This window comes from Glycomyces terrestris (genome assembly GCF_003933745.1).
GTDB lineage: Bacteria > Actinomycetota > Actinomycetes > Mycobacteriales > Micromonosporaceae > Glycomyces > Glycomyces terrestris.
The window spans coordinates 146,499-162,582 of the sequence record NZ_RSEB01000004.1 but is presented as its reverse complement, the minus strand read 5'-3'; the positions used below and the strand labels follow the sequence as shown (position 1 = coordinate 162,582).

The 16,084-nt window shown below is 73.2% G+C and carries 16 protein-coding genes; 3 read left to right on the top strand and 13 right to left on the bottom strand.

Going from position 1 to position 16,084, the window contains the following annotated elements; translation table 11 throughout:
• Window positions 1-7: 7 nt before the first annotated feature.
• From EIW28_RS14860 to EIW28_RS14835, 6 genes are all read right to left on the bottom strand, one after another.
• Window positions 8-820: a carbohydrate ABC transporter permease gene (locus EIW28_RS14860; protein WP_125248505.1), complete on the bottom strand. Its 813-nt coding sequence runs from the start codon at window positions 818-820 to the stop codon at window positions 8-10.
• A 1-nt stretch (window position 821) separates the two neighbouring features.
• Entirely contained in the window at window positions 822-1,718 is an 897-nt protein-coding gene (locus EIW28_RS14855) for a carbohydrate ABC transporter permease (RefSeq protein ID WP_125248504.1), read from the bottom strand.
• A gap of 7 nt (window positions 1,719-1,725) precedes the next feature.
• Window positions 1,726-2,988 (bottom strand): ABC transporter substrate-binding protein, encoded by a 1,263-nt coding sequence (locus EIW28_RS14850; protein WP_125248503.1) that lies wholly within the window; start codon window positions 2,986-2,988, stop codon window positions 1,726-1,728.
• A gap of 31 nt (window positions 2,989-3,019) precedes the next feature.
• Entirely contained in the window at window positions 3,020-4,840 is a 1,821-nt protein-coding gene (locus EIW28_RS14845) for a class I mannose-6-phosphate isomerase (protein ID WP_125248502.1), read from the bottom strand.
• A gap of 10 nt (window positions 4,841-4,850) precedes the next feature.
• A complete protein-coding gene (locus tag EIW28_RS14840) occupies window positions 4,851-5,732 on the bottom strand; it encodes an ROK family protein (RefSeq protein ID WP_125248501.1) in 882 nt (293 codons plus the stop codon).
• A gap of 113 nt (window positions 5,733-5,845) precedes the next feature.
• Window positions 5,846-6,862 (bottom strand): LacI family DNA-binding transcriptional regulator, encoded by a 1,017-nt coding sequence (locus EIW28_RS14835; protein WP_125248500.1) that lies wholly within the window; start codon window positions 6,860-6,862, stop codon window positions 5,846-5,848.
• Window positions 6,863-7,027: 165 nt separating this feature from the next.
• Here EIW28_RS14835 and EIW28_RS14830 point away from each other — a divergent pair, with 165 nt between their 5' ends.
• On the top strand, window positions 7,028-8,773 hold the full coding sequence (locus EIW28_RS14830; RefSeq protein WP_125248499.1) for a glycoside hydrolase family 35 protein: 1,746 nt from the start codon (window positions 7,028-7,030) through the stop codon (window positions 8,771-8,773).
• On the opposite strand, the gene aac(3) is transcribed toward EIW28_RS14830, so the two are convergent.
• Window positions 8,770-9,585, bottom strand: coding sequence for an aminoglycoside 3-N-acetyltransferase (gene aac(3) / locus EIW28_RS14825; RefSeq protein WP_125248498.1), 816 nt, complete (start codon window positions 9,583-9,585; stop codon window positions 8,770-8,772). The two genes, EIW28_RS14830 and aac(3), sit on opposite strands and share 4 nt — an antisense overlap.
• Window positions 9,586-9,736: 151 nt before the next feature.
• Here aac(3) and EIW28_RS14820 point away from each other — a divergent pair, with 151 nt between their 5' ends.
• Complete coding sequence (locus EIW28_RS14820) at window positions 9,737-10,576, top strand: serine protease (protein WP_158630410.1); 840 nt, start codon at window positions 9,737-9,739, stop codon at window positions 10,574-10,576.
• 39 nt (window positions 10,577-10,615) lie between these two features.
• Here the strand turns inward: EIW28_RS14820 and EIW28_RS14815 are convergent, their stop codons facing one another.
• From EIW28_RS14815 to EIW28_RS14790, 6 genes are all read right to left on the bottom strand, one after another.
• Entirely contained in the window at window positions 10,616-11,185 is a 570-nt protein-coding gene (locus tag EIW28_RS14815) for a hypothetical protein (protein ID WP_125248496.1), read from the bottom strand.
• Window positions 11,186-11,316: 131 nt separating this feature from the next.
• On the bottom strand, window positions 11,317-11,730 hold the full coding sequence (locus tag EIW28_RS14810; protein WP_125248495.1) for an RNHCP domain-containing protein: 414 nt from the start codon (window positions 11,728-11,730) through the stop codon (window positions 11,317-11,319).
• A gap of 11 nt (window positions 11,731-11,741) precedes the next feature.
• On the bottom strand, window positions 11,742-12,101 hold the full coding sequence (locus tag EIW28_RS14805; protein ID WP_125248494.1) for an RNHCP domain-containing protein: 360 nt from the start codon (window positions 12,099-12,101) through the stop codon (window positions 11,742-11,744).
• A gap of 406 nt (window positions 12,102-12,507) precedes the next feature.
• Window positions 12,508-13,245: an SDR family NAD(P)-dependent oxidoreductase gene (locus tag EIW28_RS14800; RefSeq protein WP_125248493.1), complete on the bottom strand. Its 738-nt coding sequence runs from the start codon at window positions 13,243-13,245 to the stop codon at window positions 12,508-12,510.
• Between the two features lie 55 nt (window positions 13,246-13,300).
• Window positions 13,301-14,224, bottom strand: coding sequence for a diacylglycerol kinase catalytic domain-containing protein (locus tag EIW28_RS14795; protein ID WP_125248492.1), 924 nt, complete (start codon window positions 14,222-14,224; stop codon window positions 13,301-13,303).
• Window positions 14,221-15,222 (bottom strand): SPFH domain-containing protein, encoded by a 1,002-nt coding sequence (locus tag EIW28_RS14790; RefSeq protein WP_125248491.1) that lies wholly within the window; start codon window positions 15,220-15,222, stop codon window positions 14,221-14,223. Before EIW28_RS14790 ends, EIW28_RS14795 begins: the two co-directional genes overlap by 4 nt.
• 69 nt (window positions 15,223-15,291) lie before the next feature.
• Here EIW28_RS14790 and EIW28_RS14785 point away from each other — a divergent pair, with 69 nt between their 5' ends.
• Window positions 15,292-15,972, top strand: a complete 681-nt coding sequence (locus EIW28_RS14785; RefSeq protein ID WP_125248490.1) for an NUDIX hydrolase — start codon at window positions 15,292-15,294, stop codon at window positions 15,970-15,972.
• Window positions 15,973-16,084: the final 112 nt, after the last annotated feature.

Here is a 16,084-nt window from a genome sequence, read left to right as displayed (position 1 = left end):
GGAGCTCCTAGTACTGCCCGAGGGCGAGGCCGCGGGCGAAGAACTTCTGCGTGAACAGGAACAGGACCACGGTGGGCAGCGAGACGAGCAGGCCGCCGGCGAGGACGGTGGACATCTGGGCGCCGCCGTAGGTGCTCTGCATGCCGGCGAGGCTGGTCACGATGGGCCGCACCGTGTCCGACTGGCTGAGGACGAGGCCGAGCAGGAAGTCGTTCCAGATGAACGTGGCCTGGAGGATGAAGATCGCCACGAGCGCGCTCGAGGCCATCGGCAGGTAGACGCGGGCGAAGATCCGCCAGGTCGAGGCGCCGTCGATGACGGCGGCCTCGAACACGTTGTGCGCGATGCCGCTGAAGAAGTTGCGCATCACGAACGCCGAGAACGGGATCGAGATCGCCGTGTACACGATGACCATGCCCGCCCGCGTGTCGAACAGGCCGGTGCGCGAGTACGCGTCGAACAGCGGCAGCAGGATCATCTGGAGCGGGAACACGGTGCCGCCGAAGATGGCGACGAACCAGGCGAAGCCGTGGCGCAGGCGCAGGGCGACGATCGCGAAGCCGGCGGCGGCGCCGACGAGGACGGCGAGCGCGGGCGAGACGACCGCGTACAGGAGGGTGCTCCCGGCGCTCTCGGCCAGGCCCGAGAGCTCCAGGGCCTCCCCGATGTTGGCGAGCAGGGAGAAGTCGGTGGGACGCCACGACTCGGTGGTGGTGAACGCGGCCGGGGACTTCGCGGCGTTGACCAGCAGCAGGTAGACCGGGAGGAGCCAGACCAGGCCGAGGACGGCGAGGACGGCGGTGCGGATCGCTCGTGACATGTCAGACCCCGTGCTTGCTGGAGAGCTGCTGGCGCAGGTAGAGGACGGAGGCGAGGAGGGTGACGACGGTGAGGAACACCGCGATCGCCGAGCCGAGGCCGTACTCGCTGTTCACGAACGTCTCCTTGTACATCGTGAGCGCGAGCGTCTCGGAGTCGCGGCCCGGCCCGCCCTTGGTCATGCCCTGCACGATGTCGAAGGTCTTGAGGGAGGCGACGATCGAGAGGCCGACGACGACGGCGGTGAGCGGGCGGAGCATGGGCCACAGGATGCTGCCGAACAGGCGCGGGCCGCTGGCGCCGTCCATGCGCGCCGCCTCCAGGGGCTCCTTGGGGATCGACTGGAGGCCGATGGTGAACAGGAGGGCGTTGACGCCGACGCCCTGCCACGCGGTCGCGAGGATCATCACGACCGTGTTGAGCGGGGCGTCGACCAGCCAGCGCGGCGTGTCGTGGACCCCGAAGGCGGCGAGCGCCTGGTCGAGGGCGCCGTCGCCGGAGAGGATGAACGACCAGATGACGCCGACGCCGATGCCGGAGAGGGCGTACGGGATGAGGAACGGCAGGCGCAGCCACGTGCCGCCCTTGAGGTTCCAGGTGAGGAGCGCGACCCCAAGCCCGATGCCGACGGGGACGAGGAGCGTCCCGCCGACCCACAGCAGCGTGTTGAGCACGGAGCCGAGGAATTCGGGGTCGTCGAACATCTCGGCGTAGTTCTCCAGGCCGATCCACTCGGGATCGCCGAGGCCGTCGTACTCGGTGAAGCCGAGGAGCACCGTCCACAGCAGCGGCAGGTACAGCAGCACGGCCACGAGGAGGACGCCGGGCGCGATGAACCCGAGGGCCGGCCAGCGGTACTGGTCGCGGCGGGCCCGCGGGCCGGGGGTCGTGTCGGTCATGTCGGCGCTATCCCTGGTCTGCCCAGTAGTCGTCGGCCTCGGCCTGGATGGCCTCCAGGAACGGGAGCGGGTCGCCCGGGTTGGCGATGAACGCGCCGAACTGCTCGAGCGCGACGGTGAGGATCGGCGTGGGCGTGGCCTCGTAGTAGCGGTCGTAGAGCTGGTAGCCGTCGCCGGAGACGGTGGCGCCGAGCTCTTCGAGCATGGGGTCGGCGACGGTGGCCTGCGGGTTGAAGGCGACGTCGCCGCGGGCCTCGCTCCAGGCGGTCTGGGCCTCGGGCGACATCCACCACTCGGAGTAGGTCAGGCCCAGGGTCTTCTGGCTGGAGTTCTCGGCCACGCACAGCGGCCCGGACTCGACGGCGACAGGGGTCTTGTCGAGGTCGCCGTTCACGGCGGGGATGACGAACATGTCGTAGTCCTGGCCCGAGACCATGCCGGCGCCGTCGAGGGAGCCGTTGAAGAACGACCCGAAGTTGATCATGGCGAAGTCGCCCTGCTTGAGGCCCACGGCCGGGTCGACGGTGCTGCCGGCGTCGGAGAACCAGCCGGCCCGCTCCTGCTCGAGCCAGGTGTTCATGATCTCGACGATGGCGGGGTCGGTGTACTTCACCTCGCCGGTGGCGAGTCCGCTGTAGAGCTCGGGGTCGGTGCCGGCGACGAGCTGCTGGAACCACTGGAACGTGAACAGGGTGCTGGTCTGGTAGTAGGGGGTGATGCCGGCGTCGGCGAGCTGCGCGGCGATCGCGTCGAGCTCGGCCCACGTGGTCGGCTCCTGGAGGCCCTGCTCCTCGAAGATGGACTTGTTGTAGTACATGACCCAGTAGGCGATGTTCATCGGCACGCAGTACTGCTCGCCGTCGAAGGTGTAGGACTCGCGCAGGTCGGGCGAGACCCAGCCCTCGTCCACGGCCGTCGTCCAGATGTCGGTGGTCTCGGCGATGAGGCCCTCCTCGACGAGTTCGGCGAGGGAGGGGCCGGTCTGCCAGGTGAACAGGCCGGGACTCTTGTCGGTGCGGAACGACTGCTTGATGAACGCGTCGTACTGGGCGGCGTCGGAGTACCCGGTGGTGTCCAGGGTGATGTCGGCGCCGGACTCGCTGGCGGCGTTGAGCTCGTCGAAGTCGGGCTCCCACGCGGCCTTGTTGGTGTAGAAGTCGAGGGTGCCGGTGGTGGCGCCGTCGTCTTCGCCGCCCCCGCCGCACGAGGCGAGCACCAGGCTCGCGGCGGCGGCCGTGGCGGCGATGAGGGGGATCCTCGGGGATCTCATGTCGAACTCCTTTGTTCTCAAGGGGTCTGGGCTACGCCTCGCCGGTGCGGGTGCCGCGGACGGAGGCCTTCACCGTGCCGAACCGGTCGCTGCGCGAGCGCTCGGTGCGGCGGATGACGTACTCGCCCACGGCGGCCGGGACGATGAACGTCTCGGCGTAGTGGACGGTGTAGGGCGCGAACGCGCCGGTGGGGCTGACGATCTCGACCTCGTCGCCCTCGACGAGGTTGAGGACGTTGACGGTGCCCTCGGTGTCGTGGGCCGCCTCGTCGGCGAACCAGTGGCGGCGGACCTCGATGAACTCGAGCTCGTGGAGGCCGGTGCGCTCCTCCACGACGCCGTCCTCGCTGGAGAGGACTTCGACGCGGTTGACGAGGTTCGCCTCGGTCCACTCGCGATCGCGGTCCCACACGAGGTTCCGCTCGCCGTGGTCGAGGTGGACGGGCCGCGGGACGCCGTCGAGGCCGAGGCGGCCCCAGTCCCACAGCTTGAACGTGAAGATGAACGGGGTCGCGGAGATCTCCAGGACCATCGAGTTCGCGCCCGAGGAGTGGATGGTGCCGGCGGGGATGAGGAAGTGGTCGTGCTTCTTGGCGGGGAAGGCGTTCACGTACTGCTCGGCCTCGAATGGCCGGTCGCCGGACTCGGCGGTCCGCAGGTCCTCCAGCATCGCGTCCCGGTCGACCCCGTCCTTGACCCCGAGGTAGACCACGGCGTCGTCGCCCGCGTCGAGCAGGTAGTACGACTCGTCCTGGGTGTAGTGCATACCGAAGCGGTCCTGGATGTAGTCGGTGAGCGGGTGCACCTGGAGCGAGAGGTTGCCGCCCTCCATCGTGTCGAGGAAGTCGAAGCGGATGGGGAACTCGGCGCCGAAGCGCGCGTAGGTCCGCTCCCCCAGCAGCGCCTGCGGCTGGGTGAAGACGAGGTCGAGGGAGGGGATCTCGACGATCGCGCCCTCTTCGTCCTCCAGGAGGAGCGAGTTCTCCTCGGGCACGCAGTCGAAGCACCACGCGTAGTTCGGCTGCGACGGGTCGAGGTCGAGCTTGCGCTTCATCCACTGGCCGCCCCACACGCCCGGGTCGAAGAACGGGACCACCCGGAACGGGGCGCGCGCGGCGTTCGCGGTCGCGGCGCGGAACGCGTCGCCGGTGATCATTCCGGCCTCGCGCCCGGCGGGCGCGGCGGCGCCGATCGCGTTCGCGTCCAAGACGAAGTCGACCCGGTCGAACAGGGTCCGCTTGTGGCGGTCGGCGGCCCGCCACTCCACGAAGAACCCGCGCTTGTACTTGCGCAGGCGGTCCTCGTCGGGGTTCCCGGCCCGCCAGTTGGGGGCGCCGGCGCGCTGGCGCAGCTGGATCTCCCAGCGGGCCATGTCGGCGAGGACGAGCGCGTAGGGGGCGCCGGTGCGGCGGGCGACGAGGTCGGCGCCCCAGCCGAGGAGGACGAGGGGGCGGTCGTCCCCGTCGGCTTCGACGGCGAGCTTGGCGAGGCGCTCGGGGTCGTAGAACGCGTCCACATCGGCGTGGGAGAGGACGCCGAAGACGCGGTCGTCGGTGAGGTTGTCGGCGAAGCGCGCGTCGATGGCCTCGATCGGGAGCGCGGCGGCGTCCTCGACGTCCACGACCGTCCACTGCGGGAGCGCCTCGCCGATCGCGGCGGCGATCAGGGGCAGGTCCGCGCCGGGGTAGGCGTCGACCACGAGGAGCGGGGACCGGCCGGCGGCGCGTTCGACGGCCGCGTCGGCGGCCGCGGCCCAGGCCCGGGCGCCGGTGAGGACGCGGGCGCCGGCCGGCAGCGGCACGGTCGGCTGCTTCTCGTAGCGGCCGACGGGGTCGGACAGGCTGGTTGGCACGTGCGCTCCTTCAGGAATGGGGGTCGGCGGCGAGGACGGCGAGTCCGCGCAGCACCGAGAGGTCGGGTCGGTCGGGGATGACGATCGTCGGCGCTTCCAGGCTCGACCAGAGGTGTTCGCCGAGGTACGCCTCGATCGGGCCGGCGACCAGGTTCCCGGCGCGCATGATGCCGCCGGTGAGGATGAGGACCTCCGGGTCGTACGCGTGGCAGAGCGACACCGCCGCCGCGCTCCAGGCCAGCACCGCGCGGTCGTAGAGCGGGAAGGCGGTCCGGTCGCCGGCCTCGACGGCGGCGAACAGCTCCTTGACGTCGGCGACGCCGTCGCCGCGGGCGGCGAGGTCGCGGCGCAGCGCCCAGGCGCCGCCGATGGACTCCGCGCACCCGACGTTGCCGCAGTTGCACCGCCCGGCGGCGAGGTCCACGGTGAGGTGGCCGCCGAGGATGCCGGCGTGGTCGTGGGCGCCGCGCAGGACGACGCCGTCCATGACCGCGGCGGTGCCGATGCCGGTGCCGAGCGCCATGAGCACGGCGTTGCGGGCGCCGGGGGCCGAGCCGGTGCTGATCTCGCCGACGAGCGCGGCGCGGGCGTCGTTCTCGACGACCGCGGGGAGGCCGAAGGCGTCGCGGGCCCAGGCGGTGAGGTCGAGGCCGTCGAGGCGGGGGTGCTTGTCGTGGGCTCTGACCATGCGTCCGGCGGCGCGGTCGACCACGCCGGGGACGGCGATGCCGGCGGCGGTCGGGGCGAGGCCCTCGGCGAGGCTCCGGGCGGCCGCGGCCGCGGCCTCGAGGTCGCCCTCGCCGACCGGCACCGTGCCGGTGCGGACGGGGACGCCCCGCTCGAGGACGGCGAGTTTGATCTCGGAGCCGCCGAAGTCGATGCAGAGCTCCATCGCTCGTGTGCCTCCTGGGTGCGCGGGTGGTCGCAAGATCGTCTTCGGACGACCTCGCGGTTGGTAACGTTACCAACATCGGGCGGCGGATGGCAACCCGGCGCGCCGGGGAATCAGGGGGATTCGATCGAGACCGGCAGCTCGACCGTGCGGGCCGGGCCCTCGGCCGAGCCGTCGAGGCGGGAGAACAGCAGCGTGGCGGCCTCGCGGCCGAGCAGCCGCGCGTCGTGGTCGATGATCGTGACCGGCACCGGCATGAGCTCGGAGAGCTCGAAGTCGTCGAAGCTGACCACGGCCGGGCGGGGCCCGGGCACGCCGTCGCGCAGGCGCCGCCCGATCTCACGCATCGCGCCGATCGTGTTGCGGTTGTTCGCGCTGAAGACCGCCGTCGGCGGGTCGGCGAGGTCGAACATGGCCCGGGCGGCGCGGCTGGCGGCGTCCACGTCCTGCTGATCGCGGGCGACGATCGCGGGGTCGACCGGGACGCCGCGCTCGGTCATGGCCCGCTCGTAGCCGCGGTAGCGGCGCTCGCCGGTGAAGACGGAGCTGCGGTTGCCGAGGAACCCGATGCGGGTGTGGCCGGCGTCGAGGAGGGCCGCGGTGCCGCGGTAGGCGCCGCCGACGTCGTCGAGCAGGACCGTGTCCGCGTCCAGGCCCGGCACCCGCCGGGAGGCGAGGACCAGCGGGACCTCGCCGAGGCGCTCGGGCCGCAGGTGCGCGGCGTCGCCGCTGGTCGGGACCAGGATGAGGCCGTCGACCTGGCGGCCGATGAAGTCGCTGACGAGCTGGCGCTCGCGCGCGTCGTCCTCGCCGGTGTTCCCGAGGATGATGCGCCGCCCGTGCTCGGCGGCGACCTCCTCCACGCCGAGCGCGAAGTTCCCGTAGTAGGGGTTGGCGAGGTTGGTGATCGCGACGCCGATGAGCCCGCTGGGTTGGCCCGGGCGCAGGCTGCGGGCGTTCTCGTTCCGGTAGTAGCCGAGCTCGCGGACGGCGGCCATGACGCGCTCCTGCACGTCGGGGCGCACGTTCCGGCCGCCGGCGAGCGTGCGCGAGACGGTCATCGGACTCACCCCGGCGCGACTGGCGACCTCTTTGATCGTCGGCTGCCGCACCCCTCGAACCGTCGACATGCCCGCCCTTCCGCGTGTGGTGCCGCCAATCCTATGCGAACGCCGCCGCCGGGCGCGCCCCGTGGAAGGGGGCTACCTCACCGAGCGGCGACCGCCCGGCGGCCGCCCGAAGCGGCCGGGTACTTTTTCCAATGGACATAATTACCCCGAACGAAGGACCTGCGCATGAGCCGCTTCGCGATCGGCGAGCACGACTTCCTGCTCGACGGCGAGCCCCGCCGCGTGCTCTCGGGCGCGATCCACTACTTCCGCGTCCACCCCGACCACTGGACCGACCGCATCCGCAAGGCGCGGCTGATGGGCCTGAACACCGTCGAGACCTACGTCCCGTGGAACCTCCACGAGCCCCGGCCCGGCGAGTGGACCGAAGCGGGCCGGCTCGACCTGCGCCGCTTCCTCGAAGCCGTGGCCGCCGAGGGCATGCACGCCATCGTGCGCCCCGGCCCCTACATCTGCGCCGAGCTCGACAACGGCGGCCTGCCCGCATGGCTCTTCGCCGACCCCGAGGTGGGCGTGCGCCGCGGCGAGCCGACGTTCCTGGCCGCGATCGCGACCTACCTCGAGCGCGTCTGCGCCGTCGTCGCCCCCCTTCAGATCGACCGCGGCGGCCCCGTGGTCCTCATGCAGGTCGAGAACGAGTACGGCGCCTACGGCGACGACACGGCCTACCTCGAGACCCTCACGGACATGTTCCGCGGCAACGGCATCACCGTCCCGCTGACCACCGTGGACCAGCCCGAGCCGTGGATGCTCAAGCGCGGCTCGGCCCCCGGCCTCCACATGACCGCGTCCTTCGGGTCCCGCTCGGACGCGCGCCTCGACGTGCTCCGCGAGCACCAGCCCACCGGCCCGCTCATGTCCTCGGAGTACTGGGACGGCTGGTTCGACTCCTGGGGCACCCACCACCACACCACCAAGGCCGACGAGGCCGCCGCCGACCTCGACGTGCTCCTGGGCCGCGGCGCCTCGGTCAACCTCTACATGTTCCACGGCGGCACCAACTTCGGGCTCACCAGCGGCGCCAACGACAAGGGCACCTACATGCCCATCACCACCAGCTACGACTACGACGCGCCCCTGGACGAGGCCGGCCGCCCGACCGCCAAGTACTGGGCGTTCCGCGAGGTCCTGGGCCGCTACGCCGAACTGCCCGCCGAGGTCCCCGACCCGGCCGCCCCCGCCCCGACCGGCGAGGCCCCGCTGCGCCGCGCCGCCGCGTTCCTCGACGCCGCCCAGGCCCTCGACGCGCTCGAGACCGCCGAGGTGCCCTCCTTCGCGCAGGCCCGCCACGACGCCGCGTTCCTCCTGCACGAGAAGCACTTCACGGCCGAGGCCGGAGTGCTCACCGTCGGCGAGGTCCGCGACCGCGTCCACGTCGTCGTCGACGGCACGACCGTGGGCGTGCTCTCCCGCGAACTCCACCAGCGCGCCCTCGCGATCCCGCCCGTCGCCTCCTCGCTGCGGCTGCTGGTGGAGAACCAGGGCCGGGTCAACTACGGGCCGCGCCTGGGCGAGGACAAGGGCCTCGTCGGCGGCGTGCGCCTGGACGGGCGCGACCTGACCGGCTGGACGACCCGGGCCCTCGGCGAGGGCGACCTGCTCGCGCTCGCGGGCGAGGCGGACGGGACCGGGCCGGCGCTGCCGGGCCTGGTGTTCGCGCGCGCGGAGTTCGAGGCCGAGGACGCCGCCGACCGGTTCCTCGACACCGCCGCGCTCGGCAAGGGCATCGCCTGGATCAACGGGTTCTGCCTGGGCCGCTACTGGTCCCGTGGCCCGCAGCGGACGCTGTACGTGCCCGGGCCGGTGCTGCGGGCCGGGCGCAACGAGGCGGTGCTGCTCGAACTCGACGGCGCCCCGGAGGCGGTCCTGCGCTTCGTCGCCGCGCCGGAGCTGGGCCCGCTGGAGTTCTAGCCGTAGCGCTCCTCGAGCCAGGCGACGGCGAACGCGACGATGCCGGCGGCGTCGACGAGCACGCTGTCGGCCTGGCCCACCTCGCCGCGCCGGCCGGCGCCGGTGGCGAGGTAGTCCTCGACGATGAGCCGGAAGTAGTCCTCGGGCGGCCCGGTCACCACCGGGTTGCCGGTGTCGAACTCCTCGACGGTGCGCCACTCGGTGCCGTGCGCGGTCGCCAGCGGGTACTCGATGGTGATGCGGCGCTTGCCGGGCAGGTCGGCGAGGTGCTCGGCGTGGTGCAGGAGCGTCATGGTGTCCAGAGGCGCGCCGACCATGAGGACCCGCCCGCCGGCGGCCGTCAGGCGCGCGAGCGGGGAGTCCTCGCCGTACCCGTAGTCGAGGGGGTGGCCGGCGGTGAACTCCTCGGCACGGGCGCCCAGGGCCGCGACGGCGGCGCCGGGGTTGCCGCTGCGCCGCACGCCCTTGCGGGTGCCGATCGTGGCCGCGAGGAGCCCGATGTAGCGGGCGGGCCGGGCCGTCTCGGGGTCGTAGGGCGGCACGTGGTCGCGGAGCGCGTCCAGGACCCGGCCCTCCTCGTCCCACACGTCGGCGCCCACCTCCCAGTCCTGGTAGCTCAGGAGCGTGCCGGCGGGGCCGACGACGTCGAGGATCGCGTCGACGAGCGCGTCCGGGCCGCCGATGACGGCGGCGCCGACGCGGCGGAAGGCCGCGTGCGCCATCACGGCGTCGCCCTCCTCCAGGCCGAGCCGGCGCAGGTCGTCCGCCAGCCGGGACCGGGTCACCGCCGCGTTCTTCGGGGGTCTGCTCATGGCCCGATTCTCACCGATCGCCTTGGGCCGCTCGACATCGGCTCGCCGGCGCGGCGCACGCGGGCCGGGAGGGGTCCCGGGACGATCCGGATATTTTCCGTCCAGGCAGGCCATTCGGCCTGACCCTCGCATCCACCCCGAAAGGATCACCGTGGAGTTCAAGAGGAAGCACCTGGTCCGCCTCGGCGCCGGCGTCGCCGCCGGCCTCGGCGCGGCCGCGCTCGCCTGGACCGGCGCCGGCGCGAACGCCGAGGAGCCGTCGGCCGACGGCGGTTTCGAGGCCCAGGTCGTCGGCGGGCAGCCGGCGGCCGAGGGCCAGTTCCCGTGGCTCGTCAGCGTCGGTGACGAGCGGCCCGGCGAGCCGGCCGCCGAGCACTTCTGCGGCGGCACGGTCATCGCCCCCGACGTGGTGCTCACCGCCGCGCACTGCGTCGAGACGAAGACCGCCGTGAACATCACCGTCCTCGCCGGCTCGGTCGACCTGGAGTCGCCGGACCTGAACGAGGCCGACGTCGCGGAGATCCACCTCGCGCACGACTGGGACGAGCCGGTCGACTTCGCGAACGACTGGGCGCTGCTGCGGCTGGAGGAGGAGCTCGACGTCGAGCCGATCGAGCTCGCGACCGACCCGGCCGTGTACGACACGCTGGAGGCCGCCGGCTGGGGCAACCTGGGCGACGACACCTACCCGACGGTCGCCCACTGGGTCGAGCTCCCGTTCGTGACCGACGCGCAGTGCCAGGCGGCCTACCCCGGTGAGGTCGACGCTCAGACGATGCTGTGCGCCGGCGACCTCGCGAACGGCGGCGTCGACACCTGCGACGGGGACTCCGGCGGCCCGCTCACGGCGGAGGTGAACGGCGAGACCGTGCTCGTGGGCATCACCAGCTGGGGCTACGGGTGCGCCGTCGCCGGGCAGCCGGGCGTGTACGCCGAGGTCGCCGACTTCAACGGCGCGATCGACGACGTCCTGGACGGCTGGGGCGTCTGACGCGGGGCGGGCCGGGAGGGCGCGCCCTCCCGGCCCGGTTCAGCCCAGGGCGACCTGGAGGACGGCGGTGGTCCCGTCCATCTCGGCGAGGTAGGCCACGAAGCCTCCGGCGTCGGGGGCGGGCGCCGACGCGTGGTCGCAGCCGAGGCCGCCGGAGCCGTCGCCGTTCAGCGTCAGGGCGCAGGACGCCTGGTACAGCAGGCCTCCGCCGCCGCCGAGGCCGTCCGGGTCCGTCAGGCTCACGCGGACGCCGCCGTCCTCGAAGGACGCCTCGACCGTCCACAGGCCGTCGTCGCCGGCCACGGTGAACTGCGTGGACTCGGAGAAGGACACCTCGCAGGCGTCCTCGCCGCAGGCGCCGCCGCCGTCCTGGGCCGGGTCGTCCTGGGCGGGGTCGTCGGCTTCGGGTTCCTCGGATTCGGAGGGGCGCGGCGCGGGCGGGGAGGCGGCTTCGGAGGTCGGGGCCGGCTCGGTCGCGGTCTCGGCGGCGGTGCTCGGTTCGGCGTCCGCGGCGGAGTCGCCGTCCGGTTCGGCGCCGCAGGCGGCCGCGACCGCGAGGAGCGCGCCGGTCGCCCCGAGCCGCTTGAGGAATGCTCGCGCATCGATCACTGAAGAATCCTAACCGGTCCGGAATGGACCGGCCGGGACCGGATCGGCGGGCGCACGGAGTCGCGCCTCCGCTACTCCCCCAAGGCGATCGGCGTGACGATGGGGCCGGGGGCCGACGCCCCCGGCCCGGTTCACAGGTTGATCATCGTGCGGCTCGCCCTGCCGGTGTCCTGGAGGGGGCGCAGCGCCAGGCGCATGAGCGCGAGGGCGTTGTCGTCTCCGGCGATGCGGTTGGAGCTCAGCTCGCCGCAGCTCAGGCACTGGTGGACGATCATCCACTCGCCGTCGGGGCGGGTGAAGACCGCGAGCGCCTCCATGCGGCCGCGGCACGGCGACGCGCGGTCGCCGGGGAGGCGGCGGTCGACGTGGAGGCTCGCGAGGCACTGCGGGCAGTGGTTCCGGTGCGCGGTGCCCGGCGCGTGCACGGACACGTCGAGACGGCAGCCGACGCAGCGGAAGTCGTTCGCGCGGTGGCCGTCCCGCTCGTGCAGGACGTCCTTGCGCCGCTGGCCGCGGTGCTCGTGCCGGCGGGTTCGTCGTGGCATCCCGGCCCCCCTCACAGACTGCCGAGCGCTTCGAGCGGGAACGGCGGCTGCGCGAGCGGGCGGACCGCCATGCGCATGAGGATGAGCTGGTTGTCGTCGGCGCACACCGGGTTGGAGGTGAGCTCGTCGCAGCGCACGCAGCGGTGGATGAGCATCCAGTCGCCGGTGCGCAGCACCGCGATGGCGATCGGGCTCATCCGCCCCTCGCAGTCGCTGGGACCGCCTTCGACGTGGTCGGTGACGTGCCGCGAGGCGAGGCAGGACGGGCAGTGGTTGCGCATGGCGCCGTCGGCGGCGAACCTGGTCGCGGTCAGGCCGCACCAAGCGCAGGTGAAGGTGTGGATCTTGAGGGTGTTGCTGGTGTCTGGCACCCGGAGCTCCTTGCTGGAGAAGAACTGCAATGACAGCAAGAGCAGGCCGAGCGGCTCGGTCGGACGGACGCGCGCATCCGGTGCCGCGATCGCGGCGGGATCGTCGGATGCCTAGGCGCGGCGGCGAAGCGCGCTCGGCGCGAAGGGGGGCATAGACACTGCTTTCTAGGGCCGGGGCCCGGTCTCGGGTCCGCGGGGCGCGGACCCGACCACGGTAGGAAACGCGGCCGGGTCCTGTCAACGAATTTATCGGGCCGCCGGCGCGGCGGTTCGACGCAGTCGGCGCCTCGTCCTGGTGCGGCTGCGTCGGTGCGGCCGCAGGGAGGGCGATTACATCGAGTTCGAGATAACTCTTTGAGTGCAGGCAGGGCGCCCCCCGGCGCGGGTCCGGGGGCGCGCCTCGGCGTCAGGACTTGTACGCGAGCCAGCCGCCGTCGACGGGGAGCTCGGCGCCGGTCACGTAGCCGGCCTCGTCGGAGGCGAGGTAGGCGACGGCGGCGGCGACCTCGTCGGGGCGGCCGATGCGGCCGATGAGGGTGGCGTCGCCGGCGCGCACGATGTCGGCCTCGGAGGTGTTCGCCCAGTGCGTGGTCCGGATGGGGCCGGGGGCCACCGAGTTGAAGCGGACGTCGGGGGCGTACTCGACGGCGAGCTGCCGGATGAGGGCGCTCAGCCCGCCCTTGGCGGCGGCGTAGGCGGTGTAGCCGGGGTGCGAGCGGTGGGCGTGGACCGAGGAGACGGCCACGACCGCGCCCTTCGCGGCGCGCAGCGGGTCGATGAGGGCCTTGACGCCGAGGTAGGTGGCCTTGAGTGTGACGTCGAGGGTCAGGGTCCAGTCCGCTTCGGCGAGTTCGTGGGGCGCGCCGTTGACGCTCGCGAACGCGTTGGAGACGAGGACGTCGACGCGGCCGTGGGCGGCGAGGGCGTGCTCGGCCAGGGCCGTCCAGTCGGCGGCGCTGGAGGCGTCGCACCGCCTGAAGTGGACGGTCCCGGCGGTCTCGGCGGCGAGCCGCTCCCCCGCCTCCTCGTCGACGTCCGCGATGTACACCGCCGCGCCCTCGCTCGCGAGGCGGGCCGTGCAGGCCGCGCCGATGCCCTTCGCTCCACCCGTGATGACGGCGACTTTGCCTTCGAATCGGTTCATCGGCCCACGGTATCGTCCGCGTTCCGCAGGGCGGTAACGGGATGCGTCGGCGCGCTCACCCGCCGGCGACGAGGTGCAGGCGCCGGTCGGAGAGGCCGATGGCGACCTGCTGGCCCCAGGTGAGGGTGAGGCGGTCGGACTCGAGGCCGTCGGCGAAGACCACGAGCCGCTCGCTCTCGCAGACCAGCCGCAGCTCCTCCCCCGCGCGCAGGACGCCGTCGGCGAGGTCGGTGCCGGTGGCCGGCGACGCCCAGGCCTCGCGCACGAACCACGACAGGCACGGCTCGTCCGGGTGCGGCAGGCCCTCGCGGGTGGGCTGGCCCGCACCTGGCGGCCGGTGGGCCTTGATGGAGCGGATCCAGCCGGTGGCGCCGGTCCCGGTGCCGACCACGACGCCGGAGGACGACTGGCGCTCCTCGCGGCCGCGGGCGGTGACGAGCCGGTACCGCGCGGACTGGTGCGTGGCGTGTCCGGCGTAGACCTCGTTGAGGCCGTGGATCTCCTGGCCGTCGTCGAGGCGGGCGGCGACCATGGTGAGGCGCCGCAGGTCCGCGGCCCCCGCCGCCGCGGCCCGCAGGACGGGGCCGACGGCGGCGGGGCGGAAGCGGACGAGGACGCCGGCGTTGCGGCCGGGCTCGGGGTCGACGCCGACGATCGGCTGCCCGTCGAGGTACTTCGCGAGGTTGGCGACCAGGCCGTCCTGGCCGACGGCGACCACGACGTCCTCGGGGCCGAACAGGAACCGCGGCAGGTCGGCGCGGTCGACGCGGCCGCGGCGCCAGTCGGCGGGGATCGCCGCGTCCACCGCGGTCAGCGCCCGCTGGAGCGCCTCGTGCCGGGCGGTGGCCTCGTCGAGGTCGCGGCCGCGCTGGCGCAGGAAGTGCTCGGCGGCGGCGCGGGTGCCGTGCCGCACGAGCAGTTCGTCGAGTTCGCTGGGGCGGCTGACGACCACGACGCGCGGGGCGAGGGTCGCGCTCACCGCTGGCCGTCCGCGAACCGGCTCAGGGCCCCGCTGAGGAGGTCGGGGGTGATGGTGAGCTGGTTGATCTGCGGCAGCTGGCCGGCGAGTTCGCGGATGGCGAGGGCCTGGAGGACCTCGGTGGGCAGGTCGCGGTAGGCGGCCATGCGGGCGGCCTCGGCCGCGCCCTCGGCGGCGCCGACGTCACGGATGCGGTCGGCGTGGGCGGCGGCGAGCGTGCGGGACTTCTCCGCTTCGCCTTGGGCCGCTGCGAGTTGCGCGGCGGCGGTGAGCTCGGCCTGGCGCCTGTCGTTGGCGCCCTTCTGTTCCACGAGCTGCTGCTCGCGGCGGGCGAGCTCGATCTGGTTCTGGAGCTCGTTCTCGGCGATGGCGCGCTCCTGCTCGACGGCCTGGGCGCGGCGGGCGTACGTGGCCTTGTCGGCGTCCTGCTGGACGGCCTCGCGGGTGGGCGTCTGGAGCGATCGCTCCATCTCGGGCTCGGGGCGGATGGCGACGACGCGGGCGCTGACGACCTCGACGCCGACCTCGCTCAGGCGGGCGTCGGCCGCGAGCGCGGCGGCGACGGCCTCGCGGACGTCGGTGATGGCGCGGGTGAGGGCGTCGGCGAGGGGGACGCGGACGAGGAGGTCGAGGGCGGGCTGCTGGGCGAGCTCGGTGAGGAGGGTGGCGACCTGGTCGAGGGGGCGGGCGCGGGCCTGGCCGCGGTAGGGGTCGACGGAGAAGTCGAGGCGGGCGGCGGCCAGCGCGGGGTCGGCGATGCGGTAGGTGACGGTGGCCTGGACGGTGACGTCGGCGAAGTCGGCGGTGCGGGCGTGGAACATGAGGGGGAGTTCGCGGTCGTCGACGGGGACTTCGGAGAGGACGGCGACCAGGGGGCGGTACCAGAAGGACTGGCCGGTGCCTTCGCGGCGGGAGCGGCCGTTGTGCTGGTAGCGGATCCAGGTGGTGGGGGTGCCGCGCAGGTGGCGGAGGAACAGGAGTCGGGTGACATCGGCCATCGGGAGGGCCTCCTTTTCTCGTCATGATGACGATAACGACTGTGCTAGGTTTTCGTCAAGGTGGTGATAATGGGTTATCCGGTGTTCGCGGTCACGGTGGATCTGGTGGTGCTGACGGTCCGGGAGGGCGATCTGCACGTGCTGCTGGTGCGGCGCGGGGAGGAGCCGTACGTGGACCGGTGGGCGCTGCCCGGCGGTTTCGTGCGGGAGGACGAGGATCTGGCGGCGGCGGCGCGGCGGGAGCTGGCCGAGGAGACGGGTCTGGACGGGCCGGGCGGGCACTTGGAGCAGCTCGCGAGTTACGGTGCGCCGGACCGGGACCCGCGCGGGCGGGTGGTCACGGTCGCGTATCTGGCGCTGCTGCCGGACCTGCCGGCGCCGGTGGCGGGGACGGACGCGGCCGAGGCGGAGTGGCGGCCGGTGGGCGCGCTGGGATTGGCGTTCGACCACGACCAGATCTTGGAGGACGGGGTCGAGCGGGCGCGGTCCAAACTGGAGTACACGCCGTTGGCGGCGGCGTTCTGCCCGCCGGAGTTCACGATCGCGGCGCTGCGGCAGGTGTACGAGGCGGTGTGGGGGGAGTCGCTGGACCCGCGGAACTTCCATCGCAAGGCGACGTCGACGCCGGGGTTCGTGTCCCCGACCGGGGGTGTGACGGAGGGCGAGCCGGGGCGGCCGGCGCGGTTGTACCGGCGCGGGGACGCGGCCTTGCTCAATCCGCCGCTGCTGCGGCGCAGGGCGGACGGGTAGCCGGGGTCGGCTCGCTTCGGTTGCGGGGCGACGTGTTTCGGTTCGCCGGGGCGGTTGGGGCCGCCGCGTCCGGCCGGGTGCGGTGCGGCGGGACCGGTCCCGGGGGTTCGCT

What these genes read in the sequence shown, in the direction of transcription:
- EIW28_RS14835 (WP_125248500.1), bottom strand. Translation starts at nt 6,862, where the DNA reads ATGTCGACGGTTCGAGGGGTGCGGCAGCCGACGATCAAAGAGGTCGCC.
- EIW28_RS14850 (WP_125248503.1), bottom strand. Translation starts at nt 2,988, where the DNA reads ATGAGATCCCCGAGGATCCCCCTCATCGCCGCCACGGCCGCCGCCGCG.
- EIW28_RS14800 (WP_125248493.1), bottom strand. Translation starts at nt 13,245, where the DNA reads ATGAACCGATTCGAAGGCAAAGTCGCCGTCATCACGGGTGGAGCGAAG.
- EIW28_RS14785 (WP_125248490.1), top strand. Translation starts at nt 15,292, where the DNA reads ATGGGTTATCCGGTGTTCGCGGTCACGGTGGATCTGGTGGTGCTGACG.
- EIW28_RS14790 (WP_125248491.1), bottom strand. Translation starts at nt 15,222, where the DNA reads ATGGCCGATGTCACCCGACTCCTGTTCCTCCGCCACCTGCGCGGCACC.
- EIW28_RS14860 (WP_125248505.1), bottom strand. Translation starts at nt 820, where the DNA reads ATGTCACGAGCGATCCGCACCGCCGTCCTCGCCGTCCTCGGCCTGGTC.
- EIW28_RS14810 (WP_125248495.1), bottom strand. Translation starts at nt 11,730, where the DNA reads ATGCCACGACGAACCCGCCGGCACGAGCACCGCGGCCAGCGGCGCAAG.
- EIW28_RS14830 (WP_125248499.1), top strand. Translation starts at nt 7,028, where the DNA reads ATGAGCCGCTTCGCGATCGGCGAGCACGACTTCCTGCTCGACGGCGAG.
- EIW28_RS14840 (WP_125248501.1), bottom strand. Translation starts at nt 5,732, where the DNA reads ATGGAGCTCTGCATCGACTTCGGCGGCTCCGAGATCAAACTCGCCGTC.
- EIW28_RS14855 (WP_125248504.1), bottom strand. Translation starts at nt 1,718, where the DNA reads ATGACCGACACGACCCCCGGCCCGCGGGCCCGCCGCGACCAGTACCGC.